The 25,643-nt window shown below is 54.1% G+C and carries 16 protein-coding genes and 3 tRNA genes; 5 read left to right on the forward strand and 14 right to left on the reverse strand.

What is annotated here, in order from left to right; translation table 11 throughout:
- Nucleotides 1-7: 7 nt before the first annotated feature.
- Nucleotides 8-1,144 (reverse strand): murein transglycosylase A, encoded by a 1,137-nt coding sequence (gene mltA, locus AB8809_RS18060; RefSeq protein WP_012773611.1) that lies wholly within the window; start codon nt 1,142-1,144, stop codon nt 8-10.
- Nucleotides 1,145-1,415: 271 nt separating this feature from the next.
- Between mltA and AB8809_RS18065 the strand changes: the two genes are divergently transcribed.
- The 3 genes from AB8809_RS18065 (at nt 1,416) to AB8809_RS18075 (ending at nt 1,762) form a co-directional block, all read left to right on the forward strand.
- Nucleotides 1,416-1,492 (forward strand) — tRNA-Met (locus AB8809_RS18065).
- Nucleotides 1,493-1,553: 61 nt separating this feature from the next.
- Nucleotides 1,554-1,630, forward strand: a tRNA-Met gene (locus tag AB8809_RS18070).
- A 55-nt stretch (nt 1,631-1,685) separates the two neighbouring features.
- Nucleotides 1,686-1,762 (forward strand) — tRNA-Met (locus AB8809_RS18075).
- Between the two features lie 135 nt (nt 1,763-1,897).
- On the opposite strand, the gene amiC is transcribed toward AB8809_RS18075, so the two are convergent.
- Nucleotides 1,898-3,142 carry an N-acetylmuramoyl-L-alanine amidase AmiC gene (gene amiC / locus AB8809_RS18080; protein WP_181829845.1) on the reverse strand — a complete coding sequence of 415 codons (1,245 nt, stop codon included), beginning with the start codon at nt 3,140-3,142 and terminating at the stop codon, nt 1,898-1,900.
- Between the two features lie 258 nt (nt 3,143-3,400).
- On the opposite strand from amiC, the gene argA reads away from it, so the two are divergent.
- Complete coding sequence (gene argA, locus AB8809_RS18085) at nt 3,401-4,744, forward strand: amino-acid N-acetyltransferase (RefSeq protein WP_349855162.1); 1,344 nt, start codon at nt 3,401-3,403, stop codon at nt 4,742-4,744.
- A gap of 63 nt (nt 4,745-4,807) precedes the next feature.
- Here argA and AB8809_RS18090 read toward each other — a convergent pair whose 3' ends face one another.
- Nucleotides 4,808-6,004 carry an L-talarate/galactarate dehydratase gene (locus AB8809_RS18090; protein WP_010286465.1) on the reverse strand — a complete coding sequence of 399 codons (1,197 nt, stop codon included), beginning with the start codon at nt 6,002-6,004 and terminating at the stop codon, nt 4,808-4,810.
- Nucleotides 6,005-6,331: 327 nt separating this feature from the next.
- Between AB8809_RS18090 and AB8809_RS18095 the strand changes: the two genes are divergently transcribed.
- Nucleotides 6,332-7,354, forward strand: a complete 1,023-nt coding sequence (locus tag AB8809_RS18095; protein WP_349855163.1) for a LacI family DNA-binding transcriptional regulator — start codon at nt 6,332-6,334, stop codon at nt 7,352-7,354.
- A gap of 43 nt (nt 7,355-7,397) precedes the next feature.
- Here the strand turns inward: AB8809_RS18095 and recD are convergent, their stop codons facing one another.
- The 11 genes from recD to ptsP all read right to left on the reverse strand — a co-directional run bounded on the left by recD (nt 7,398) and on the right by ptsP (nt 25,632).
- A complete protein-coding gene (recD, locus tag AB8809_RS18100) occupies nt 7,398-9,257 on the reverse strand; it encodes an exodeoxyribonuclease V subunit alpha (RefSeq protein WP_349855164.1) in 1,860 nt (619 codons plus the stop codon).
- A complete protein-coding gene (recB, locus tag AB8809_RS18105; RefSeq protein WP_349855165.1) occupies nt 9,254-12,838 on the reverse strand; it encodes an exodeoxyribonuclease V subunit beta in 3,585 nt (1,194 codons plus the stop codon). Before recB ends, recD begins: the two co-directional genes overlap by 4 nt.
- Entirely contained in the window at nt 12,835-15,795 is a 2,961-nt protein-coding gene (gene ptrA, locus AB8809_RS18110) for a pitrilysin (RefSeq protein WP_349855167.1), read from the reverse strand. Before ptrA ends, recB begins: the two co-directional genes overlap by 4 nt.
- A 96-nt stretch (nt 15,796-15,891) precedes the next feature.
- Complete coding sequence (recC, locus tag AB8809_RS18115) at nt 15,892-19,290, reverse strand: exodeoxyribonuclease V subunit gamma (RefSeq protein WP_349855168.1); 3,399 nt, start codon at nt 19,288-19,290, stop codon at nt 15,892-15,894.
- 60 nt (nt 19,291-19,350) lie between these two features.
- Nucleotides 19,351-19,740 (reverse strand): prepilin-type N-terminal cleavage/methylation domain-containing protein, encoded by a 390-nt coding sequence (locus tag AB8809_RS18120; RefSeq protein WP_181829887.1) that lies wholly within the window; start codon nt 19,738-19,740, stop codon nt 19,351-19,353.
- Nucleotides 19,727-20,182: a YgdB family protein gene (locus tag AB8809_RS18125; protein WP_349855169.1), complete on the reverse strand. Its 456-nt coding sequence runs from the start codon at nt 20,180-20,182 to the stop codon at nt 19,727-19,729. The genes AB8809_RS18120 and AB8809_RS18125 overlap by 14 nt, the downstream gene beginning before the upstream one ends.
- A complete protein-coding gene (locus AB8809_RS18130) occupies nt 20,179-20,790 on the reverse strand; it encodes a prepilin peptidase-dependent protein (protein WP_369986558.1) in 612 nt (203 codons plus the stop codon). Before AB8809_RS18130 ends, AB8809_RS18125 begins: the two co-directional genes overlap by 4 nt.
- Nucleotides 20,784-21,287 carry a prepilin peptidase-dependent protein gene (locus AB8809_RS18135; protein WP_181848182.1) on the reverse strand — a complete coding sequence of 168 codons (504 nt, stop codon included), beginning with the start codon at nt 21,285-21,287 and terminating at the stop codon, nt 20,784-20,786. The genes AB8809_RS18130 and AB8809_RS18135 overlap by 7 nt, the downstream gene beginning before the upstream one ends.
- Before the next feature lie 174 nt (nt 21,288-21,461).
- On the reverse strand, nt 21,462-22,256 hold the full coding sequence (gene thyA / locus AB8809_RS18140) for a thymidylate synthase (protein ID WP_256553745.1): 795 nt from the start codon (nt 22,254-22,256) through the stop codon (nt 21,462-21,464).
- Nucleotides 22,257-22,292: 36 nt separating this feature from the next.
- On the reverse strand, nt 22,293-23,159 hold the full coding sequence (gene lgt, locus AB8809_RS18145) for a prolipoprotein diacylglyceryl transferase (protein ID WP_103971920.1): 867 nt from the start codon (nt 23,157-23,159) through the stop codon (nt 22,293-22,295).
- Between the two features lie 226 nt (nt 23,160-23,385).
- Nucleotides 23,386-25,632, reverse strand: coding sequence for a phosphoenolpyruvate--protein phosphotransferase (gene ptsP / locus AB8809_RS18150; RefSeq protein WP_012773595.1), 2,247 nt, complete (start codon nt 25,630-25,632; stop codon nt 23,386-23,388).
- Nucleotides 25,633-25,643: the final 11 nt, after the last annotated feature.

A 25,643-nucleotide genomic window follows, 5' to 3' on the forward strand; every position in this document is an offset into this window, starting at 1 on the left:
AGAAGAATCAATTTTGTTGATAATTAACCAGCAGCGAAGAACCCGATCCATTCGCCGTACTGCTTTGTGCGTTCTTCAACACCCAAACTCGTCCATAGTGGTTATAGAAGCCAGCCGAGTGGCCTGCATCCGGCCCAATACCCTGATACATATCGAAGTGCTGGCCTTTAATCGCACCACCGACATCCAGTGCAATCATCAGGCGCATTTCATACTTGCCGGTGAATTTGCCAACGTTATCCAACAGCGGCACTTCCATTAAAAGAGCCGTACCTGCCGGAATCAGAGAGCGATCGGAGGCGACGGAGGCTTTAGCCACCAGCGGCACGGCGCTTGCCCCTTTGACTGGTGCAGACATCATTGGCTTGAAGAACACAAAAGAAGGATTCTGCTCAAACAGTTCACGCACTTCATACTCGGTGTGCTGCTCCGCCCACTTGCGGATGGCCTGCATAGACATCTCTTCACGCGGGACTTCACCGCGATCGATCAACACCTTACCAATACTGCGGTAGGCATGGCCGTTTTTGCCAGCATAGCCGAAGAACGTCAGCGGACGTCCATCACCAAAATCAATATAGGCGCTGCCCTGCACTTCCATCATGAAGTTATCAACCAGCGAGTTGGTCCAGGCGAGCACCAGACGCTCATCCAGCGCACCGGCATAAATGCCAGCACGATCCGGCAGCCGACTGTTCTTTCTACCTTTTGACGGCATGGCATATAAAGGATGGCGGAATTCCCCTTGACGGGTATGGCGCGCCTGCAATACCGGCGTGTAATAACCGGTGAACTGCACGTTACCAAAGTTATCAACGCCTTCCATCTGCCAGGCGTTCAGACCAAACTTGCTCAGTTCGCGGGTGTCCGCACCTGACATCATCCAGTTTTCAATCGCCTGAAAGGTCGTATTGTTACGCGAATACAGATTAGGTGACGCCGACCGGATTTCAGAAACCTGCGTCATGAAATCACGTGCGTTGACCGGTTTTCCTTTGGCATTGGGTTCATTCACCAATTCCAGAGGCTGGTTGAGGTGACCATCTTTATATTGCTGCCCGCGATCGGTTGGCCTGGATTGACACCCTGCCAGAATGGCAATGACCACTGCGGTCAGCACATATTTTCCCCACCGTCCCTTCATCTTTGCGCTCGCTTTTTACATCAAAAAATTTACCGTCGAACGATAACAAACGGCTATCGATAAAGGAATGGGACAGTACATAAATCCACGGTTCAAGCGTGTGCTGTTCGGCATGCGGCACAGTAAAAGGTGGGGTTTCCACTCAGCACCATATTGCGGTCACAAAACAACCTATAAGGCGGTAAATCAATCACCTGACAGCCAAATACCGCGCTTTTTATAGAAATAGGTTGCATCAATACTCATGGAGAGTATAGTGCGCATCCACGGACGCGGGGTGGAGCAGCCTGGTAGCTCGTCGGGCTCATAACCCGAAGGTCGTCGGTTCAAATCCGGCCCCCGCAACCAATTGATGTGAGTCGTCCATCAAGAGAAGTAAAATAGTCAGTAGTAAAAAAGTTAGTACGGACGCGGGGTGGAGCAGCCTGGTAGCTCGTCGGGCTCATAACCCGAAGGTCGTCGGTTCGAATCCGGCCCCCGCAACCAATTGATGTGAGTCGTCCATCAAGGGAAGTAAAAGTAGTAAAGAAAGTCATACGGACGCGGGGTGGAGCAGCCTGGTAGCTCGTCGGGCTCATAACCCGAAGGTCGTCGGTTCAAATCCGGCCCCCGCAACCAACAAGACTATTTTCAAGTTCGATTAAGAACTTATCGATAAAGCACCTTAACGGGTGCTTTTTTGTTTTCTGCGCATCTATTTTCTCTGAACCGCGCCGGTTAGACGCGGTCATCGTATGACATCAGCAGCATCAACTACTGCTGAGCCTGACTGGCAAAGTAAGCTTTAATGCCTGCAAAAATGGATTCGGCAATTTGCTGCTGGAAATGGCTGGTGCGCAGCTTGCGCTCTTCCTCCAGATTACTGATAAAAGCCGTCTCAACCAGCACTGAAGGAATATCCGGCGCTTTCAGTACCGCAAAGCCAGCCTGATCGACGCTGTTTTTATGCAGACGATTCACCTTGCCTAAGCGGGTCAGGATCTCTTTACCAAACTTCAGGCTATCGCTGATAGTGACGGTCTGCACCAAATCGAACATGGTGTGATCCAGATAGCGATCGCCGCTCATGCTTACGCCGCCGATCAAATCCGATTCGTTCTGAGTTTCTGCCAGAAATCTGGCGGCGGTACTGGTTGCGCCTTTCTTCGAGAGTGCAAAAACCGACGATCCTCTTGCCGCTCGATTGGTAAACGCATCCGCATGAATCGAAATGAATAGATCGGCACGCTGCTTGCGCGCTTTCGCCACCCGCACGCGCAGCGGAATGAACACATCTTCATTGCGCGTCATATATGCCTTCATGTTGGATTCATTATCGATCAACTTGCGCAGGCGGCGAGCGATTTGCAGCACGATGTCTTTCTCACGCGTTTTATTCTTGCCAATCGCACCAGGATCTTCACCGCCGTGACCGGGGTCGAGCATAATAATCAGCGGACGATCCCGTCCTGCCTTCCCGGCTTTCGGCGCTTCTGCGGGCAACGTGCGCTCCAGTTCGCCCTTGTTGTAATCCTCCAACAGCGCCAGCAGCGGATCTTCTTCGTTGTCGTAGCGTCCGGCGGCAGGGTACAAATCCAGTACCAGTCGATGCTTGAATTCGGCCACCGGCCCCAGCGTAAAGACTTTGGTCGTCGCCTGCTGCTTGAGTTCCAGCACCAAACGCACCGTGCTTTTATCAAACTGGCCGATGCGCGCCTCTTTAATCAACGGGTCATTATCCTGCTGAAACTGGCTGGCTATTTCCTTCAATACGCTGTTCAGATGAACATTTTCAATATCCACCACGATACGTTCAGGGTTACTGAGACTAAACTGGTTATATTTCAGCGGGTGATTGGATTCAAGTGTGACGCGGGTATAGGCGGAGGATGGCCAGACGCGCACGGCAACGACCTGTGTGGTCGCCGCCATCCCGACACCGCTTACGCTTAACAGCCAGGTTGCTGCTGCGCTTTGTAATAGACGTCGTCGAGTCAGATGATGATTCGAATGAGACATGCCGCTCCGATCTGATTGCTGTGCGTTATCCTGAATTTTTGTTTGCTAATACATGGGATAAGCGATCAAAAAGTGAATAAAGGTAAAAATTGTCAAAAACTTTAACGAATCTGCCCGGTGCTGTCATGCAAAAATCATCTGCAGGCCTTATAACAGGCGGATATCATAAATTTGAAGCATTAACCTCGCTTTTCTGGTTAATACTTCCTCTTGCGTTTTACGTCATAAAGAATAAAAATACAGAAATTACGAATAAAAATGCAAAGAGGGCTCGCAGTGAAGGAACGTAGTACAGAACTGGTTCAGGGCTTCCGCCATTCAGTTCCCTATATCAATGCCCACCGTGGCAAAACGTTTGTCATCATGTTAGGTGGCGAAGCCATTGAACATGCCAACTTCTCTAGCATCGTAAATGATATCGGGCTGCTGCACAGTCTGGGGATCAAGCTGGTGGTCGTTTATGGCGCTCGCCCCCAGATCGATGCCAACCTGACAACGCACCACTACGAGCCTCACTACCATAAAAACACCCGCATCACCGACAGCACCACGCTGGAATTGGTCAAGCAGGCTGCGGGGATGTTGCAGTTGGACATCACGGCCCGACTGTCGATGAGCCTGAACAACACGCCGCTGCAAGGTGCCCACATTAATGTCGTCAGCGGTAATTTTATTATCGCGCAGCCGCTTGGCGTGGATGACGGCGTGGACTACTGCCACAGCGGCCGTATTCGTCGTATTGATGAAGAAGCCGTTCACCGCCAGTTGAATAGCGGCGCAATTGTCCTGCTCGGGCCAGTTGCGGTTTCTGTCACAGGTGAAAGTTTCAATTTAACCTCGGAAGAGGTCGCGACCCAGCTCGCCATTAAGCTGAAGGCAGAGAAGATGATCGGCTTCTGCTCATCTCAGGGCGTGACCAATGAAGAAGGCAGCATCATTTCCGAGCTGTTCCCGGATGACGCACAGCGGCGTATTGACACGCTCGAACAGACTGGCGATTACCATTCAGGCACCGTCAGATTCCTGCGCGGTGCGGTCAAAGCCTGCCGTAGCGGTGTACGCCGTAGCCATCTGATCAGCTATCAGGACGACGGCGCACTGCTACAGGAGCTGTTCTCACGTGACGGTATCGGTACACAGATCGTGATGGAGAGCGCCGAGCAGGTTCGCCGTGCGACCATCAATGATATCGGCGGTATTCTGGAACTGATTCGCCCGCTGGAAGAACAAGGTATTCTGGTGAGACGCTCGCGCGAGCAGTTGGAAATGGAGATCGACAAATTCACCGTCGTGGTACGCGATAACCTGACCATCGCCTGCGCTGCGCTGTACCCGTTCCCAGAAGAGAGTATCGGCGAAATGGCCTGCGTCGCGGTTCACCCAGATTACCGCAGTTCATCACGCGGCGATATGCTGTTGATGCGCATTGCAGCTCAGGCGCGTCAGCAAGGTCTGCAAAAGCTGTTCGTGCTGACGACGCACAGCATCCACTGGTTCCAGGAACGCGGATTTTTACCCGCCGAAGTAGAAATGCTGCCGAAGAAGAAACAGGCGCTGTATAACTACCAGCGTCGCTCAAAGATTCTGGTGCTGGATCTCTGAGCTATTCCACTCGATAACCCTTCTCGTGGCCGACCGTAAAATCGGCCACGACCGTTTATCAACTTATGGCTGCTTGCCAAATTCACAGCTTAGCGTTGTCCACTTCCTTGCCTGTTCACTTAGCGTAAATCCCAGCCCCAGACGATCGGATACCCACATCCGCCCATCGCGCAACTCTAGCTGCTCGTTGAAAAGCGGATTCAGCCACTCGAAGTGTTCCAACCAGGGTTCAATCGGATAGGCTGCGGCCAGATGCAAATGCACTTCCATCGCAAAGTGCGGTGCCAGCTTACGTCCATGCTTCGCGGCCAAATCCATGATCTTCAGGAAAGGAGAAATCCCGCCCACACGCGGTGCATCCGGCTGCACAAAATCACTAGCGTTACCGAGGATCAGCTGTTCATGCTCGCGGAAACTGGTCAGCATCTCGCCAGTGGCAATCGGCGTATCCAGCGCCGCTGTCAGCGCCGCATGGCCTTCCACGTCGTAGGCGTCCAGCGGCTCTTCAATCCAGATCAGGTTAAAGGCTTCCATCTTTCTCCCCATTCGAATCGCCGTTTCGCGATCCCACTGCTGATTGGCATCCACCATCAGCGGGAAATCGTCTCCCAGCGCTTCGCGCACTGCTGTGAGGCGACGGATATCCTCAGCCGTATTTGGCTGCCCGACTTTCAGTTTTATCCCACCGATACCACTTTCACGAGAGATCACGACATTTTTTAATACCTGATCCAATGGCGTATGCAGGAAGCCGCCGGAGGTGTTGTAGCACTGTACGGAGTCGCGGTGTGATCCCAACAGCTTAGACAAGGGCAAACCTGCCCGCTTGGCTTTCATGTCCCACAGGGCGATGTCGAGCGGAGAAATTGCCTGCACCGCCATTCCACTGCGGCCAACCGATGCCCCGGCCCACAGCAGCTTGGTATAGATCTTATCGATATCGTTCGGATCTTCGCCCAACAGGTTATCCGCAATCTCTTTCGCGTGCGCATAAATGCCCTGTCCACCCGCCCGCTTGGAGTAGCTGAACCCCACGCCTTCAAACCCATCACGACTGCGAATTTCCGCAAAAATAATCGCCACTTCGGTCAGCGGTTTCTGCCTTCCGGTCAGCACTTTCGCATCGCTAACCGGCGTCGCTAGCGGCAAAAACGCCAGAGAGAGTTTTACCCATTCAATTCGATCGCCCGACTCGGCAGCCGTTCTGACGTTCGTGACTTTCGCATAGCTCACCGCCGCTGAATTTGCACTGATGGTCATGTCTCACCTCATAAAATGATTGCGCTAACATTCATAAAAAGAAAAGACGATAGCGATAAATGAAGAAAAAACATGTAATACAGATCACATAATAATCATTACCACGATAAAATCGTTCATTAATCGCCATCATTAATGATTGCGCAATCACCACGAAAAGTAAGAGGATATAACAGAAATACCGCGTAGCTAGGCCAGAGGCCAACCCAAAAAAGCGAAACAATTCGGCGGGTTGCCAGAGATACAGGCGACTGGAAAACCGATATGCCATCAACGATAATCCGACGACATGTAAATGCGCGCGCAGCCTCAGAAGGGAACCCGTGATTGAAACGCGATAAGAACGCCAGCAGCACTCCACCGCGAGCCCCCACGCTTGAAGATGTCGCACGTGCCGCAGGCATTTCACCCATGACCGTCAGCCGCGCGTTGAACAACCCGAAGATTGTGCGAGCGGAAACCGTAAACAGGGTGATGGAAGCCGTCCGCGCTACGGGCTACATCCCCAACATGTTAGCGGGCGGATTGGCTTCCAGACGCAGTAAGCTGATTGCCGTCGTGGTGCCGCAGATCAATAACAACATGTTCGTTGATACCGTTCAGGCGATAAGCGATGAGCTGGCAGCTCGCGGTTACCACATGCTGCTGTGCGTCGCGGGCTATACCAATGAATCCGAGGCGGAGCTTGTCGCCACCCTGCTTTCTCGTCGCCCGGACGGCATCGTCCTCACCGGTATTCACCACACGCCCGAACTCAAACGTCTTCTGCTTAACGCCACGATTCCCGTTGTTGAAATCTGGGATCTCACACCAACGCCGCTCGATATGCTAGTTGGTTTTTCCCATGAAAGTATCGGGAACACTATCGGGCATTATTTACTGGGTAAAGGACATTCGCGCTTCGGTCTGGTGTGGACAGAAGACACGCGTGCCGGACTGCGTAAGAAAGGGATTTACGACGTCATACAAAAACAACCGGGCAGTCATGTACGTGAGGCCATCGCTCCCTGGCCCGCCACACTGGCACTCGGGCGACAGGGGTTGAACGATCTTCTCGCCGATGGCGAGAATTTTGACGCCATTATTTGCAGTTCCGATACGCTGGCGCAGGGCGTAATGATCGAAGCCGCAGCCAGAGGATTAGCGGTGCCGAAGAAACTGGCAGTGATGGGATTTGGCGATCTCGATTTCGCCGCTCACAGCATACCGAGCATTACCACCGTCAGGATCGATCGCTGGAAAATCGGCACCGATGCAGCAGCAATGCTGGCGGAAAAGATTGAGGGGAAAAGCATGCCCTCCCCCATCGTGGATATTGGGTTTTCACTGATTGAGCGCGAATCTGCCTGACGTTAATATCTAATCAAAACAGTTCATTATAAGCAGCATGCTCTCAAGAACGTGCCATTAACGCGCTAATTCGCTCTTCCAAACCGCTATAGCGCTGCGTTGGCGTCTTCACCGCACGACAGAGGATCCTGATGTCGGTATAGAGAGATAAACGCTGGCGTGCACGGGTGATGGCGGTATACACCAACTCCCTCGTCAGCACCGGCAAATAGTGGTTAGGCAACACCAGCGCGGTATGATCGAACTCCGACCCTTGCGATTTATGTACCGTCATCGCATAGGCCGTTTCGTGCGGCGGCAAACGGCTTGGCGTGACGTCTTTGGTTTCGCCATTCGGCAAGGGGAAAAACACGCGTAGTTCACCGCTTTCCCCCGTCATGGCGATACCAATATCGCCATTGAAGAGGCCCAATGCGGCATCATTCCGTTCAATCATGACTGGGCGGCCGGGATACCAGCGGTTAAGCGGATTACGACTGCGCTGAATCAGCCCAGCCTGATGCAAAGCCTGCTCGATGCGCTGATTCAGCCCTGCTACACCAAACGGCCCTTCGCGCAGCGCGCACAGCTGGCGATAGCGCTGGAAGGCAAGCAGCACAGCATCCGGCGAGGCTCCCGCAGCAATCAGTTGCAGATAATCGCGATACCCTTCAACACACTGTGCCAGCATGGCCTGATACTCTTCAGCCTCAGCTAATGGACTACAGGTGATATCAGCAAACTTGCCATTCAGCACCGCACGCACGCGAACATCATCGCCGCCGTTCACGGCCAGCGCCAGTTGGCCAATACCGGAATGCGGATCGAAACGGTAGCTCCGGCGCAACAGACAGATACTGTCACTGACCGTCGCCTGTCCTTCAGGACCACTTTCATCCAATTTACAGCCCGTCAGCCGCTGCAGTTGCTGCGCCCGCGCGCGGCTATAGCCCGCCTCGGCAAAACGACAGATATCTCCCAGTACTGCTCCCGCCTCGACGGACGCCAGCTGATCGCGATCGCCAAGAAAGATAATTCTGGCGTGTGGCGGAAGCGCAGCGATCACATTCGCCATCATCGGCAGATCGACCATCGACGCCTCATCCACAATCAGCACATCCAGATGCAGCGGATTGTCCTGATGGTGACGCAGGCGCTGACTATCCGTCACCGCGCCCAACAGTCGATGCAGCGTCGTCGCCTCTTGCGGGAACGCTTCCCGCTGTTGAGGTTCCACAGACAGACGGTGCAGAGCCTGCCCCAGCGACTCCGTTAGCCGCGCAGCCGCTTTCCCGGTCGGCGCGGCTAATTGAATACGTAACGCCTCTCCCGTATTCAGCTCAATCAGCGCCGCCAACAGCCTGGCGACCGTCGTGGTTTTCCCCGTCCCCGGTCCGCCGGAAATAATCGCAATGCGGCGCGTCAATGCGACAGCAGCGGCCACCTTCTGCCAGTCAACCTCTTCGCCCGTGTCAGGAAACAGCCGCTCCAGAACCGATCGGATCGCAGGTTCATCAATCGATATCGTATCGCGCTCGCTGGCGATAAACCGCGCTACACGCCCCTCACTCTGCCAGCTACGCTGTAAATACAGTTTTTCTCCTTGCAGCACCAGCGGCGTTGACGTCGTGCCGTCACTGACAGCATCAGACGCCAACAAACGCTGTTGCCATGCAGAAACCGTGTTTAACCCTGCCTCCGTAAGCAGCTGCTGCGCCAACTCAGGATCGCGGCCGTCAAACAGCGTCTGTGCCTGCAAATTCTCCAGCGGTAAACACACATGTCCCGCGCCCGAATGCGCGCTAAGACAAGCGGCGGCTAGTAGCAGATCGGGCTGCGTCTCATCCGCCAGCATTCTGGCAAACTGAATATCCAACGGGCGCAGCAGCCGTCGCGCCAGTGCCGTTTCAAGTAAGGCAATCATGAGGGAATTCCTGTATCAGCATCGTCAGGCGTCTTTCCCTTGAAGAGCGTATCAAGCCCGAAAACAAATTCAGCGGAGGGACGACAAGCAAAGATGCCATTGCCGGGGTGAGATTCCTCAACGCCGCGTAAAAACAGATAAAACACGCCGCCAAAATGGCGCTCATAGTCGTAATCCGCAATGCGGTGACGGAGATAGCGATGCAAGGCCAGCGTGTAGAGCTGATATTGCAGGTCATAGCGGTGTTCGGCCATCGACTGCATCATGGCTGTCTGGGTGTACGCACTGGCATCAGGGCCAAGCCAATTGGATTTGTAGTCCAGCAGGTAATAGCGCCCTTCCCAGCGGAACACCAGATCGATAAACCCCTTCAGCATACCTTTCACCTGCTGAAAAGAGAGTGCCGGACAGCGAGCAGATAGCGGATCGTGATGCTTTGCCAGCCGATCCAACTGCGCCGCCTGTATCGGTGCCTCGATCGGGATATAAAACTGCAATTCAGCCTGCTTATCTGCATTATCCAGCGCCGATAGCGTAATCCCCTGTTCGTTAAGCGGCGTCTGCAAAAGCGTATCCATCCACGCCTTCAACACCGGTTGCCAGTGGGCTTCAAACCCCTGTAGCTGCAACTGCTCGGTCAGCCAGCCATCATCAACGGGTTGAGTGAAATCCAGCGTTTCAAACAGGCTATGTAAAAACGTCCCCGGACTTGCGCCGCGCGGGAACGTATGTGGCGTCAGTTGAGTTTCATCCCCTTCCTGACGCTCGCCTATCGCCTCAATATCCAGACGCGGAACCAGATCCTGCGCGCCTGCGGAACCATGTTGCTGAAGCCCTGAATAGCTGGTGACTCGCCAGCCATCGCGCAGCTGGCGTTCAATGTGGCGAGCCCGTAGCTCCGCCAATTCTGGTCTATCCGGCTGCCAGCGCTGTTCTTCCGTTGCCTGTAACGGTGTTAATGCAACACCGTCACCGACCATGCCTTCCAGCTCGCTAACCAACGTGGCAGCCTCAGCTTCTTTACCACGCTGGAGTAAATAACCCAGCGCGCTCTGGTGCATATCGCTGCTACCGTCTTTCTTACGTGACCGCTGAATCGGTGCGACGCCGACGCTACAGTGATAAATAGAACGGGTCAGCGCGACATACAACAAACGTAAATCTTCCGCCAGCCGCTCTTCTTCCGCCAGCGTCTGGCTTTCTTCATGATTTTGCAGATCCAACACGGCCTGATAGCTCTCGCGATCGTGATAAATACCCTGATCCTGCACGCGGAAGTGGCTAATGAAAGGCAACCACACCAGCGGATATTCCAGCCCTTTCGATTTATGGATCGTCACGATCTGCACCAGATGGCGATCGCTTTCCAGACGCAGTTGCTGGTTCTCTGCCTGCGGATTCGGCTGAACAATCTGTTGCGATAGCCAGCGCACCAGCGCGTGTTCACTATCGAGCGTTGCCGAGGCATCCTGCAACAACTCACCGATATGCAGAATATCGGTGAGACGGCGTTCCCCTTCCGCGCTCGCCAGCAGGTTCTCCGCCAATTGATGGCGACTCATCAGTGCACGCAGCATGGGCAGTACGCCTTTCTGACGCCACAACGCGCGATAACCCGCAAATTCATCTACTAGCGCATCCCACGCGGTTTCGCTTTGCCCTAATGCATCAACCTGTCCGGCATCCAACCCCATCAGAGCCGTCGCCATCGCGCTGCGTAACGTGCGCTCCTGCTCTGGAGCCAGCACCGCCTGCAACAACCACAACATATCGCTGGCTTCCGGCGTACTGAATACGCTGTCGCGATTGGACAGATACACCGAAGGTATAGACAAACGGCTCAGCGCATCACGAACCAGCGAGGCTTCACGTCGGCTACGCACCAGCACACTCATGTCGGATGCCTTGACCAAACGCCGGGAATCATCGGTAACCAACCAGGCTTCATTACGCTGGCTGGCGGCGAGCCAGTCACGAATCTGCGCCGCACACTGGCGCGCCATCCGCTGCTGGTAATCCCCTATGCCAATCGGTTCTGAACCCGTTAGCCAGAATTGCAGTGCAGGCTGCGGCTTCCCGGCAACCTCAAACACCAAACCGCGCTTAGATTCGGCAGGCTTGACCGGTAGGAACGGGATGTTTTGAAAAATAAAAGGATATTCGAGGCGTTCAAATAGACGATTAACGCCATGTACCATCTGGTGTGACGATCGCCAGTTCGTGCCCAGCGTATAATGTGCAGCCACTTCTCCGCGCGCGTGCATATAGGTAAAAATATCCGCACCGCGAAACGCATAAATAGCCTGCTTAGGATCACCGATCAACAGCAGCCCACACTGCGGCTGCCCGACATACAGCGTCCGAAAAATACGGTACTGCTGGGGGTCGGTATCCTGAAATTCATCGATCATCGCCACCGGATAGCGTTCGCGAATGGCGCTGGCAAGCCGTTCCCCGCCCGGCTGTTGCAGCGCAACATCCAGACGGCTCAGCAGATCGTCAAACCCTAGCTCTGCACGCTGCCGCTTTTCCTCACTCACTGACTCTCGGATTGCCGACAGTGCACGCACAATCACTAAATCACGCAGTGACAGCGGTGTGGCGAGCAGCCGGTCTGTTTCCTCAAAAAGGGCATGAACGGGCGGTTCTCCTTTCTTCGTCTTTTCAATGAGCGCTTGCTGGGAAAACCGTACCAGATCCTTCGGCAGTTGGTAATCCAGCGTCGGCTGCTGCTCTGCCCACTGCGTGACTTTCTGTAGCCAGTTGGGTAGATGCTTACTGCTGTAGCTGCGTTTATCGACGCCAGAAGCACTAATCAACGCTTCCAGGTCCGCTGCTGACGCCAGCCAGCATTGTTTATACGCGTCGATCGTCGCCACGATCTTATCGTGCCGACTCTGCAGCGTTTCATCCTCTTCTGGCATCAAGCGAAATGCAGGCGCTTCACCGTGCAGATAGGGAGCCAGATCGGCCAGCAGGTTTTCCGGCCCTTTCCACTCCAGACCGACAATACGTGCGACCTCTACCGGCAACGGATAGCAATAACGACGCCAAAAGTCGGCGCAGGCCTGACGGCGCAGTGGCTGCTCATCTTCTATCAGCACCTGTTCAAAAAGCACACCAGACTCAAACGCATTGGTACTGAGCATACGCTGGCAGAAACCATGGATCGTGTAGATCGCCGCCTCGTCCATTTGTCGTTCGGCCGCCAGCAAGACGTCAGCCGCATCGCGATGGTCAGAAATCTCCGCCAGCAATTGTGCTAGCGAAGCATCTTTAGGCTTCTCCGACTCTTCACCCTGCGCGCTTTTACGCAGGCAGGCGATGCGTAAAGCGTGGATTCTGGCTCGAATACGTTCCCGCAGTTCTTCGGTCGCCGCCTCCGTAAAGGTCACAACCAGAATTTCCTCGACCAGTAGCGGACGTGGGTAAGCTGCTTGCTTACCCAGCCCCAGTAGCAGGCGCAGGTAGAGCGCCGCCAGCGTATAGGTTTTCCCTGTTCCGGCCGACGCCTCAATCAGCCGCTCCCCCAGGAGCGGCAACGTCATGACGTCTAATGATTGCGGCGCGGCGCTGTTCATTCTGCTGAAACCTTACCGACAGCTTCCGGTGCCGCAGCTTCTACCGTCGGCAGTGCTGCGGGGGCCGGGATCATCGCAGGCGCTTTCTCATGCGGTAACGTTTTCTGCAACGAAGATGCATCCGCGTAGGTATGCCATCCCTTCGGCGCAGCATAGTCAGCTTTACCATGATGGCTACCGGAAACCTGTGACAGCACGGCGAGCCCTTCAGGCTTCAGCGCCTTCTGGAAGAAATCAGCCACTTGCGTCACCGTCAGCGGTTTGATTTGTTCGAGCAGTTTCTCACGCGAGTCAAAAGCAAAGTTTTCCCGATCCAAATCTTTACGCAGTCGGCCAGCTTCTTCGCCCAATGTTTGCGGACGCTGATTCAGTTCATTCATCACGCCTTGCTTATACTGCGAAAATTCTTCTTCACTCATTTCACGCAGCCGTTTTTGCGCTTTCAGGTAAAAATCTTCATAGCGCTGATAGAGATAAGCCGGTTGCTTGCTATTACTTTGCAGCAGGAAGCCGATGCCCATCTGTCTGCCCACAGACGTCGGGAAGGCAAACACGGCATAGCCCAGTTGCTCTTCCGTTCTCAACTGGCTATAGAACCAAGGCTGGACGATCTGCCCCAGCACGGAACTGTATGCCATACTCTGCGTTTCCGAGTACCCTGTCGGTACATACACCGCCGCTAACGCAGAATCCGTGCTGCTGCCAGGACGCTGTAGATTAGCAAGCTGTGTCTTACTGACTTTGACATCATCGCTGCGCGACAGATTTTCACCATCGGCCTTCAAATGCGCTTTCAGCGTATTTGCCAGTTCGGTGACTCGCTCTGGAGCCAGATTGCCGACGACCAGCATTTCCGGCGTGGCTTTTTGCAGCAGATCTTTACGGTAGTTAACCACATCCTGTAAACGGATATCCTTCAGCAGCTTACGGCGTTCACCACGCTCGAAGTAAGGCAGTTGCGACACAGCCTGAATCGGCTGTAATGCCTGTTCAAACGCTTTTGATTTCTCTACCGCGTCCAACTGCTGCAAATACCAGGATTTTGCCTGTTCTAACTGCTCTTCCGTCGACGTAAAGGAGGCATAGCCATCCGCCAACGTCAGTAGCAACCGTGGTAAATGCTGGGTATAGCCATTGGCGTTAATCACCAGACCATCATTGCTGCGGGTGGAGAAACTGATGCCACCAACCGAGGCCTGATAGCTGAGTTCATCCAATGCCAGCCCCGCCAAATAATCATTTAACGCAAACAGCACCTGATTACGGGCGGTACTGCGCGCTTCCTGATTCCGCAGAAACAGCGTAATTTCCGCTTTCGGTTCATCGGCGAAGTAGTGGCTTGGCATATACAACACGCGTAACCCCGGCTGATTCAGCAGGAGCGTCGGCTTAGTCATCGCCTTATCGGCTTTGATCAGGGAAAAATCATCGGGGATATACGGATTGATCGTTGGCAACGACAGCGACATTTTCTGTCCCAGCGTTTTCCATTTTGCGAATGTGGCCGATGGAATTTTATCCATCTCGTACGGCGCATCGACGAAATAGGCCACTTTATTATGTGGTTCATTCGGACTGATGACCCAGACGCGTGCGTTCTGCGGCGTCATTTCGTCCAGACGTGCAGCGATAGCCTTTGGATCATAACGATCCGCAACATACTGCGCATCCAGCGTATGTTCGACCGGCACGCTCAACATGGTATCCACCAGCCATTCGATATAGTCCATATCCCGACTGATGGACGGATAGCGGAAATCCAGATCCAGAACATGCGCGATTTCATCAAAATAGCGCTGTTGAATCCCCTCGGTACGGATTTGTTGCAGGTAACGGAAGATGGCGGCAATCACCTCGTCACGCTGTGCCAGACCTTTATCGGTCAGCGAGGCTGAAATTGCAAACATGCCGCCGTTACGGTCAATGATCGGTGAAGAACCTGCACCGATAGACTCAACCAGACCTTCCTTTTGTAACCAGTCAGAAAGCGTATTCTGGCTGCGGTTACCGATCAGATAGCTAATGTAGGTATCCGTCTTGCTACGAAATTCCTGGCTAATATCGCTGACGCGAAACTCAATACGCAGCTGTTTTCTTGGCTGTGCAGGAACATAGTGAATCATTACGCCACGCTGCTTCTCCGTCGTGACAGGAACGGTAACCGCGGGAACGCTGGCGTTGTGATTGGCAATACGCCCGAATGTGTCGGCCGCCAGTTTCGCCAGTTCCGGCAGAGGTTGATTGCTGTAAATCACCCCTTTCATCAGGTTGGCCGAGTAGTATTTCTGATAAAACTTCACCAGTTCATCATGCAGTTTGCTACCGGGTTTATCGCTCAGGGTCTCAAGATTGCCCCCCGAAAAACGCGCGCTCGGGTGCGCCGGATTCAGCGTCTCTGCGCCTACCTGCGCCATGCGATGACCGTCACGCGAACGTGCCATCGTCAATTCTGCATTGACCGCGTTACGCTCACGATCGGCGTTCACCGGATCGAGCAGCGGTTCCGCAATCGCATCGGCCATGCGATCGACCGCTGGCCGCAGCGCATCATTTTCCACTTCCAGATAAAACGCCGTGCGGTAAGACGCCGTGCTGGCGTTGTGGCTGCCGCCATGCTTTTTCAAAAATTCGGACAGTGCTTCCGGCTCTGGGTAACGTTTCGATCCCATCAGCACCATGTGTTCAAGGTAATGCGCTAGCCCCAGTTGGTTATCAGGATCGTTCAGCGAACCAATAGGCAACGCCAGTGATGCCAAGGATTTGGGTGCCTGCGGATCGGAAACCAGCAGAACGGTCATTCCGTTATCCAGCTTGATCGCCTGATATTGCCGCGGATCTTTTTCGCTTTTTCGAATGGTCTGCGCCAGCGGCTGCCAGCCTGTTTCTGCCCAACTCGCCGGAAGCCAGAATGTGAATAAAAGAAACCACCCGGTAATCCAGACCCACTGTTTACGCATGCAATTCTCCAACCTCATATCCATCACTTTTCACGTTGCAGTGCGTTATCTTCTCGCACCTCGAAATCGACTCGGGTATGACCCAAAACAAACTCATCACGCCAGATTAGAGCGGAACGGTGGCAGTAGCCAGATTTGCGCCGCTTCAATCACCTCATTCATTCGTTTTTCATCCAACTCACGAATAATACGCTGCAGGTAATAATCCTCACCTTCTCCCCGCATTCCCATATTACCCTGCCAGGCTTGCAGTAAGCGGGCTCGCGCTTTGTTTTGCGTCTCTTCATCCGAGCGCAGGCTCTCGCTTTCGCGATCATAACATTCAGCAAGCCAGGCGCTTCCCGCTTTATTAAGCAGTAACAGCGGCTTGCTCATTCCCCGCCGATACCCTTCCAACATCAGAGCAAGATGTTCTCTGGCCTGCGTTTCCGACAGGGCTGCAAAGCGCCACGCGGTATCTTCCCGCCCATACAACCGGCTTTCCCCCTGCCCCCCCGTCGCACAGTAGGCCAGGTGTTCCAACCACAGCGTAATGCCGTCTTTCATGGAAAGCGTGCCGGGGCGCCAGCGTAGCAGGCCATCCGGCTGCACCTGATTTAACCAACCGCTCACGCGCACGCCGTCAAGGAGGATATCGACTTCCCGACTCACCGACAGCGAGGGCGTTAATTCATCACGCACGCGCGCAGCCAGCTGCGCCATCTCCTGCTGTTGTTCCTGCCAGTAAATTTCGCCAAACGCCCCATAGGGCAATTCACCCGCAGCTCTGGCACGGCGATACAGCTTTTCCGTATCACCTTCGTTAATCAAGGTATTAAGCAACTCACTATTCAATTGATAGCGGTTAAGGCTATCCACCACAAAGGGCTCTTCATCCAGCAGTTCATCGCTATGTAGCATGAAACTCACGCCAAGCCGCAGTTGAAAAAAGGCTCGCACAGGATGACGATAAAAACGCTTCAGATCGTCCAGACTCACATCGCTATCAGTTGTTCTTTCGGACAACGCTTCACGATCGAAATCAGGCTGTGCCTCCCCTTTTCGGTTCGCCGCCGCCAGCCATTCTGCCGCAAAGCTCAATGGCTGCGGTGCTGGCAGAAAGTTATCTGCATCAAAAGGCATACGGCTATGTTCACGGCAGAGGTGCTTCATTACCCGTTCCGCGCTGCTATCAATATCCAGCGTTTCATCCCCCGGCAGGACGTAACTTTGCGCGATATATTCCGTCAGTTCGCTAACCAACACGGAAGGATAGCGGCGTGTATTATCCTGAATCGAGCGCCCGATATAGCTGATATAAAGTTTGTGCTGCGCCGACAGCAGCGCTTCAAGGAACAGGTAGCGGTCGTCGTCACGTCGGCTACGATCGCCACGCTTGATCTTCCGCCCCATCAGATCGAACCCGAGCGGCGGCAGCGTTCGGGGATAGACACCATCATTCATCCCCAGCAAACACACGACCTTGAATGGGATAGAACGCATCGGCATCAGCGTACAAAAGTTGATCGCACCGGCCAGAAAACGCTGGCTGAGCCGTTCCTGATCGAGACGCCGCGAAAGTTCATCACGTAACCGGGAAATCGGCACCTGCTGTGGATAATGCGCCATCGTCCCCATGCCAATCACGTACTGCCACTGTTTTTCAACTAACGCCAGCGCCGCTTCGGTCTCGCTGTCAGCATCAAAGAAAGTTTCGATCAACTCTCGACATAGCGGTAACCAGTCGACAAGCACTCGTGGTTGAGACAAGCGCTGACGCCACTGATGAATCTGCATCAGCAGTTCGGCCAGTTGACCAGCCAGTTCCGCAATCAATCCGCTGGATTCATCGTAGGGCAGCACGCCCTGCCAGTCGCCGACCTGACTGTCCATCGCATAGCCCAGCAGCATTCTCGTCAGACCAAAACGCCACGTATGCTGGCCCGTTGGCGGCAGCATGAGATCGCGCACGTTGTCGTCATCCAATCCCCAGCGCACGCCCGATTCCACCACCCACAGGCGCAAACGCCGTAACCCTTCTTCCTGAATACCGAAACGAGCGGCTAACGCGGGGACTTCAAGCAATGCCAGAACCTGTTCCGCCGTAAAACGACTGGTCGGTAAATCTAGCAGGCTGATTACCGCCTGCAAGGCAGGATGTGCATGCCGCGCACGCTGGTCGGAAATGGCAAAAGGCAGGTAGCGATTATCCGGCGCGTTACCAAATACCGCCTGAATAAACGGCGTATAGCTGTCGATGTCCGCCATCATCACAATGACGTCACGCGGCATCAGTTGAGGATCGTCCGCCATCATAGCCAGCAAGCGGTCGTGAAGCACTTCAACCTCACGCTGGGGGCTATGGCAGGCGTGAAAATCAACCGAACGATCGTCGAGCGCCAGCAGACGCTTTTGCATGCTGCTGTTCTGCGTCTCGTGACTCACGGCGACGACCGCGTGGTCTTCCAGCTCAAGGATATCGCGCTGCAGGGTTTGCAGCAGATTTTCGCCATCCGACTCAACAAAGGCATCGACCTCCTGCACATTATCCAACTCAGCCAGCAGATAAAGATTATCGCGCCCCAGCTTTCCCCACGATGCTAGCAGCGGATTATTAATCAACTGGTTACCGTCGTCATTGAACAGCGTCTCTGCCTGTCCAGGATCGCGAAATAACGGACGCGTCTCATCCGTCTGAACGCCGTCAAAGCGATGCAAGCGCCGGTTGCGGGCTTTTAGCTTCGCCAGAAACTTATAGTCCTGAATATCGCTCCAGTAATGGCGACAAGGATTGGTAAATAGCAGATGCACGTCAATGTGCCGCGCCAGTGCGTTCAACGCCTGTAGATAGATGGGAGGTAACGCCGAGATACCACAGATAAAAACGCGTGGCGGCAGGCCTTTCGGACATGTTTTTGCCTGCTCTAACGCATTAATAAAGCGTTGATACAGAATCGCATGGTGCCATTCGGGCTGCGCCAGTTCGCGAGTGTAGTCCACCAGCGCACGCCACAGCGCCGACTGCCACAGCTGGTTCCCGCCGAGATCGTCAACCTGTTTCCCTTCTTGCCATGCCTTGATCCACTCGGGGCGATAAATCAGGTATTGATCGAAAAGATCCGCTACGCGCCCGGCAAGCTGATGCAGCTTACGCTGGTTATCATCATCCTGCAGATAGTGGTTAAGTGCCGAAAAATCAGGTTGTTCCAGTAAATCGGGCAGCAAATGCATGAGCTTCCACGTCATCGCATCCTTGCTGAAGGCGCTTTCTTTTGGAATATCCGGCAGCACGTGGCGACACATATTCCACAAGAAAACACCGGGCAGCGGGAATTGGATATTGGCAGCAATACCGAAGTGCCCAGCCAACTCAATTTGCAGCCACTGCGCCATCCCCGGACTTTGCACCAAAATCACTTCCTGCTGGAAGGGATCAGCAAGCGGCTGGCGTTTTATCAACTCAACCATCAGTCTTTTCAAGATATCCAACTGATTGGAGTGATAGATTCTAAACATTCTGGCTCCTGCTCGCCGTGGCTTACGATTGATAATTCCTAGTTTACCCAAGCACGCCGACTAAACAGGCGGCGTTCGGCAAAACCAACGGTTTAGTGTAGCCTGATAGCGACGTGGCGTCATGACTCTTGCCGTTACCTGACGGCATTCTGGGCTCTGTAACTGCTCTGACACACTAAACTGCCAGTTTTTGCTAAGAGATGCTTCATGACCAAGCGCGAACGGATCATACGACACACCCGCTTCATAGGCGTCCAGTTGCTGCATAGCGAACCGCCACGCCTGACGCTGCTGCCACTGGTGCTGAAATGACTGCTGTAAAATCTGGTGATATTGCAGTAACCCCATCAGCGACACGGCAAACAGCAGCGCCGCCACCAGCGTTTCCGGCAGGCTAAAACCGGATTGATGGCTCACAGGCCCCTTATTCACTGCGCTATTCTGTTGCATCACAGCGCGTCACCTCCTTGTCAGGACAAAAATCCAGCCAGCCGTTAGCCAATGGTTGAATCGCGATCTGACCCGGCGACAGCGCCAGAAATGACACTCGCTGGTACAGCTTCAGCGTTCGAGTCGATGCGGGGAGCGTCCCTTCACCACGCAGTACGCCTTGCTTACCATCCGAGGCAGCCCGCAAACACACCACGAGCTGCTCCGCTGAGAGCTGCTGACACTGCCAGCTTTCGGTTGATACGCGCCAACGCAGCCCTCTTCCCCAGTTCAGCGAGGACAACGCCTGATTGAACGCTCGCAGATAATACCGTTCATCGTTTGCTACCTGAATGGCAGACTCAAGCTGACGTTGCAAACCAGACATCAACAGCAGGCCGATAACGGCGATTAGCAACACCATAGCCAGCGTTCCGCTTCCCTTTTGCAATCCTTGCTTCATTGGTTACGTCCCAATATCAGGCGGACAATATGTTGCTTAACCGCAGGGCGTTTCGCCCAGTATCCCGCCAGTTGCAATTCATACAGCGCTACACCATTTTGCGTAGCCAAACGCTGTAACCGGAACAGCGTAAGTACGACTTCCTGCGGATCAAACAGTTTTTCCCATCGATCGCCCTGACAATTGTGCGCCCCGCTCTGAATTTCCAACGATCGACCGCGCAGGCGATAGCCAAAAGATTCCGCATCCTGCTGCTCCCCACCATCCCACACCCCATTCCGGTTGAGATCGTAAGAAACATTCAGACAGCTGTTTTCCGCTTCTCCTGGATAATTCCCCATGCTAATCGCTTTGCCCTGACAGGTTCCCGCACAAAAACCGGCCCGACGGATGTCTTTCTCAATTCCCATCGCTACCTGACTGAACAGTTGTTCAAGCCGGAAAAGCTGTGCACTATCCTGACTTTGGCTGCGCAGCAAAGGGTAGAGCTGTGCCGCCGACAGCATAATCAAACTACCTAAACTCAGCGCTAACAGGATTTCCGGCAAAGTGAAGCCGCGCTGCTTACACTTCGGCCTTGGTTGTCTCAACGTCATGGCTATCAACATAGGGGAATCGCCAGAACAACTTGTGATTCGCTGCACAGACGCATACGTCCCCTCACCGAGATGATGAGACGCAACTGGCCCGCAGCGTTCGACAGTGAGATGTGCCCGGCCTGAGCCGCATTACGCAAACCAAAGAACGTAAAAATGCTGCTGGTGGATTTTGCCAGCACGACCTCCTGCGTACGGCGAACGAACTGCCCTGGATGGTTCTCACGGCACGTTTCCTCCGCCTGTTTCTCATTCTGCCCCGCTACCATGCACCATAGCTCCCCCTGCGGTATAAGCTTCACCGTCCGGGTCTCGTTATGCCAGTAGGCATTCGCCTGAACCCGACTCAAAAAATCCAGCAACTGCTGCGCACTCTGCTCCAGACGAATAGCCTGCTGATATTGAATCCAGCCATGCAGACCGCCGCCTGCCATCAGCGCCACAATCGTCAGCACCACTAAAAGTTCAAGCAAGGTAAACCCCCGCTGTTGTCGATTCCCTGTTTTCATGGCGTCAGGATAATAAGTCCTATCAGCAAGAACAGCGCGTTAACGGCGTTATACGTAGCGGCTCGCAATGTTTTACTGCAACGGTGTAACAACGGAAAAAAGCTGCGGAGAGGTGGGGAAAACGAGGAGACAAAAAGGGCCGCATTACGCGGCCCTGAAAAGTGTGGGGAGGTTTTATATCGCAACAGGCGCTTTGATGGCGGGATGCGGATCGTATCCCTCGATTTCAAAATCTTCGAAGCGGTAGTCGAACAGCGTATCCGGGCGACGCTTAATCACCAGTTTAGGCAGCACGCGCGGCTCACGACTCAGCTGCAATTGCGTCTGTTCCAGATGGTTGTTGTACAGATGCGTGTCGCCGCCAGTCCAGACGAAATCACCGACGTCCAGATCGCACTGCTGCGCCACCATGTGCACCAGCAGCGCATAGCTGGCGATGTTGAACGGCAGGCCGAGGAAGATATCGCACGAGCGCTGATAAAGCTGGCAAGAAAGTTTGCCATCCGCCACGTAGAACTGGAAAAACGCGTGGCACGGTGCCAACGCCATTTTGTCCAGTTCACCCACGTTCCAGGCAGACACGATAATACGGCGAGAATCTGGATCCTGTCTCAACTGGGTCAGAACATTCTTCAACTGGTCGATCTGACGGCCGTCTGCGGCTCCCCACGAACGCCATTGCTTACCGTAAACCGGCCCCAAATCACCGTTCTCATCTGCCCACTCGTCCCAAATACTGACTTTGTTTTCATGCAGATAAGCAACATTGGTATCGCCGTTCAGGAACCAGAGCAGTTCATGGATGATCGAACGCAGGTGGCATTTTTTGGTGGTAACCAGCGGAAACCCGTCTTGCAAGTTGAAACGCATCTGATGGCCGAAAATGGAACGCGTGCCCGTGCCGGTACGGTCGGCCTTCGGCGTGCCCTCTTCAAGCACTTTTTTCATCAGATCCAGATACTGTTTCATACTACCTCACCACAAATATTAAAGAAGGACAGCGGATTATTGCTGCGCGGGCTGACGGCGATAGGCCCAGACCATCATCAGAATACCGGCGATCACCATCGGCAGCGACAGGATTTGCCCCATGCTGAACAGGTCGCCAAACAGACCCAGTTGCGCATCCGGCTGGCGGAAGAATTCGGTGATAATACGGAACGTGCCGTAACCGATCAGGAAAAGCCCAGAGACGCTGCCCATCGGCCGGGACTTACGAATAAAGAGATTCAGAATAATAAACAGTGCCACGCCTTCCAGCATCATTTGATACAGTTGGGAAGGATGACGCGGCAACATGCCGTACTGATTGAAAATCGCCTGCCACTGCGGATTGCTAACGGCCAGCATCATATCTTCGCTGCGCGAACCTGGGAACAACATGGCCCACGGCGTATCGGTCGTTACGCGTCCCCACAGTTCGCCGTTGATGAAGTTGCCCAGACGGCCAGCGCCCAGCCCGAAAGGAATCAGAGGGGCAATAAAATCAGCGACCTGGAAGAAATGGCGTTTGGTGCGATGCGCGAACCACAGCATGACGCAAATAACACCCATTAAGCCACCGTGGAATGACATACCGCCATCCCAGACTTTGAAAAGATAGAGCGGATTTTCAAGAAATGACGGGAAGGCATAAAACAGGACGTAGCCCAAACGCCCGCCGACGAAGACTCCGAGGAACCCCATATACAGCAGGTTTTCGACTTCATCTTTGGTCCAACCGCTACCCGGTTTATTCGCCCGACGCACCGCCAGCCACATGGCAAATACAAAACCCACCAGATACATCAGCCCATACCAGTGCAGCGCCAGCGGGCCAATTGAGAAAATCACTGGATCAAACTGAGGAAACGCCAGATAGCTTGTCGTCATCATTCACCACATATTTTATTGTGTTATCCCTGCTTGCGGGATCGTCATTGATAGGCAAAAGGCAGGAGAATGAATCCGTTCCTGCGAACCGCGGTGGCGAATCATAGCATACGCACCCGCGCTCGTTGACCGCTGAGGGGAAAAGTTCTGTAAAACATTGAGTCGCTATTAAACATTTACTCGCAATTAAAGCTCGATGTATCCGTCAATATCGCCCCACGTCAAATTAGCGCCCGCCGCGAATTAAGCCGCCTAATCCGCGCTCTTCCATGAAGATCGCCGCCCACTGGCGGACTTCCGCCGCGCTTTGCGCGCCTAGCAATTGCTGCACTAACGCTTGCGACTCAGCCAGCGTAATTTGACGCAGCAGATATTTAATTCGAGCCACGCTGCGCCCGTTCATACTGAGCGAGCGATAGCCCAGGCCGGTCAGCAGCAGTGCGCCGAGCGCCTCTCCCGCCATTTCACCGCACACGGAAAGCGGAATGTTATGCCGTTCGCACTCCACGGCGATCATATTCAACGCCTGCAACATGGCAGGATGCAGACTGTCATAGAGCGATGCCACGTGGGCATTATTACGATCTACCGCCAGCAGGTACTGCGTCAGATCGTTGGTGCCAACCGAAACAAAATCGATGCGGGAAGCCAGATGAGGAAGCAGGAACAGCATCGACGGTACTTCGATCATGATGCCAATCCGCGGTTTGGGCTGTGGGAAGCCGAGTAATTCTTCGACCTCGCCCGCAGCCTGATCGATCAGGCGACGTGCTTCACTGATTTCATCCAGACTGCTGATCATCGGCAGCAGAATACTGAGGTTGCCGATATGCGCGTTAGCCCGCAGCATGGCGCGCACCTGAATCAGAAAGATTTCAGGCTGATCGAGCGTAATCCGAATACCACGCCAGCCAAGACACGGGTTCTCTTCGCTAATCGGCAGATAAGGCAACGGCTTATCCGCGCCGATATCCAGCGTACGCAGCATCACCGTGCGCGTAGGATAAAGCTGCAACATGCTTTGATATTGCGCCATCTGTTCATCTTCGGACGGAAAACCGCTTTGCAGCATAAAAGGAATTTCCGTACGGTACAGACCCACGCCATCAACCTGATTGATAAAGCGTTTTTCGTGTTCGGCACTTAACCCCGCATTCAACATGACCTGAATACGTTCGCCGCTTTTCAACACGGCAGGCTGTTCCATTTCGCCTTCGGCCAAACGGGTTAGCTCATTTTCTTCCGTCAGCAGGCGCTGGTATTCCTGTACCAATACCGGTTCAGGATCGACCAGCAACTCACCGCGATAGCCGTCGATGATCAGCAGACGCTGGTGCAGCAAATCAGGCTGAATATCCGCGCCCACCAACGTGGGAATACCCATCGCCCGTACGAGAATCGCCGCATGCGAGTTGGCGGCGCCGTCATACACGACAACACCCGCCAGCCGCTCTGGCGGTAGTTCCGCCAACAGCGTCGCCGTTAATTCGTCCGCCACGAGGATAAAGCGCTCAGGCCATTGCCCCATGATTTGCGCGTTATCATCAAGGTGAAACAACAGCCGCTGCCCGAGCGCGCGCAGATCGCCCGCACGTTCACGCAAGTAGGTATCCTGCAAATTGGTGAACTGCGCAGCAAAACGTTCGATCACCAGTTTCACAGCCCACTCTGCGGCATTGCCCGCATCCACTTCCTGAAAAAGTTCACGCTTGAGTCGCGCATCATTCAGCAAGTGCGAGTACAAATCGAAAATCGCCGCGCTCTCTTTCTGCGCACTGGCGCTAAACCGCTTGCTGAAGCGGCGAAATTCCGCCGTTGCGTCTTCCAGCGCCTGCGTTAAGCGAGAGCGTTCACGCTCGCTGTCCAGACTCGATGCAGGGAAAACCTGCTCCAGAGAAGGCTGGGTACAATCCTGCCAGCCAGGGGCAATCGCTACACCGGGGGCGGCCACCAGCGCTTTAACGCGCGTCTGACGGTATTGACCGAAGAGCGTTTTGATCTGCGAAAGGGAAAGAATCGCGGCCATCTGCGTGGCCAGCGTCACCATGAACGACTCTTCGTTTTTATCAAACTGACGATGTTCACGCTGCTGCACCACCAGTACGCCGAGCAGATGGCGACGGTGGATAATGGGAACACCAAGAAAAGAGCGGAAATGTTGCTCTTTCACGGCGGGGATATATTTGAAACTGGGATGAGCGCGAGCATCGGCCAGATTGATGGGCTCGGCACGTTGCCCGACCAGCCCAACAATACCTTGCCCAAACGCCAGCGTTACCGTGCGCCCGCGCGGCTTTTTCAACCCGCGCGTTGCCATCAGGTAATAGCATTGACGATCGTGATCGGCCAGATAAATGGAACAGACTTCCGTGTCCATAGCCTGACAGGTCTCATTGACCAGAATGTCCAGCGCATCACTAAGGCGGGCCGTTGCCGCAACGTTTTCGACAATTTCTCGCAAGCGCGTGAGCATAATGTGCCTGA

The organism is Pectobacterium aroidearum, from assembly GCF_041228105.1.
Taxonomy (GTDB): Bacteria; Pseudomonadota; Gammaproteobacteria; order Enterobacterales; family Enterobacteriaceae; genus Pectobacterium; species Pectobacterium aroidearum.